The sequence below is a fragment of the Streptomyces sp. PTY087I2 genome (assembly GCF_001687325.1).
GTDB lineage: Bacteria > Actinomycetota > Actinomycetes > Streptomycetales > Streptomycetaceae > Streptomyces.
Window position 1 is genome coordinate 1 of the sequence record NZ_LZRD01000079.1, and the last position, 946, is coordinate 946.

Below are 946 nucleotides of genomic sequence, written 5' to 3' on the forward strand. Positions count from 1 at the left end.
GTCCATCCCCGCCTGACCACCCAGAATCCCCGACAACGACGCGTTCAACGCCTTCGTGATCTCGTCCGAACGCGACTTGAAGTCATCGAACGCGACCTTCCCCGCCCCGTTGAACTTCCCCTCCAACGGCTCCGCCGCCGCGATCAACTGCTGGATCAACGTCCCCAGATCCGTACTCGCACCCTGCGAATCCGACAACAACCTCGACAGGACCGACGCCCCCATATCGAACTTCACAACATCCCCCGTCCTACCGGTACATCGAACGAACATACGTATGCGTACGAGTCTGTCTATCAATCCGGCCATTGCTACTGCAATCCACAAATCAGCCAACGAGGCCCGGACTCCCGCCCCGAACCCCGAAGCTCGGCACTCGGGACGCGAGCTTCAGGTCGCGGCGTTCACTCTTGCGGGGGTACGTGCGTGAGGTCCAGGCCCGAAGCTCGGGTGCCGGGACCCGAGCCTCGGGATGCGAGCCCCGTGACCCGAGCGCCTTCTTTAACCGGGAGGGAAAAGAGGGGGGTTGGGAAAACCTCCCCCACCTCCCCACCCCGTCACGGCCAGCCAGTATGACTAATCGTGACAGCTTGCGGCGCAGCGTGACAGCCGCTTACGGTGCGAGAACCAAACGACCCCGACACGGTGTTACAGCACCAGGCCGGGGTCTCACCGCAAGATCACTCCCTTGGAAGGCGATCCCGTGGCTGTCCAGCACTCTAGCTCCGCCCTGCCCGTCCCCGCAACCGCGGTCCCCGCCGACCGCGCGGCCTCCCCCAGGTCCTTCATCAACGCGCTGAGTGCCTTCTCCAGCTCACCGGCATGCACCCCGACGACCCTCAACTGGCCCTGCACACCCTGCGGCTTGATATCCCACCCGCTCATCCCACATCCCCCGTACGCACAACAAAGCCGAGCCGCCCACCCGCACGACGGGCGACAACAC

The 946-nt window shown here is 64.4% G+C and carries 2 pseudogenes; both read right to left on the minus strand.

From position 1 onward, the window contains the following. Nucleotides 1-237, minus strand: a pseudogene (locus A3Q37_RS35120) (hypothetical protein); the annotation flags it as partial. A 501-nt stretch (nt 238-738) separates the two neighbouring features. Continuing rightward, nucleotides 739-885, minus strand: a pseudogene (locus tag A3Q37_RS38190) (DUF6507 family protein); the annotation flags it as partial. Nucleotides 886-946: the final 61 nt, after the last annotated feature.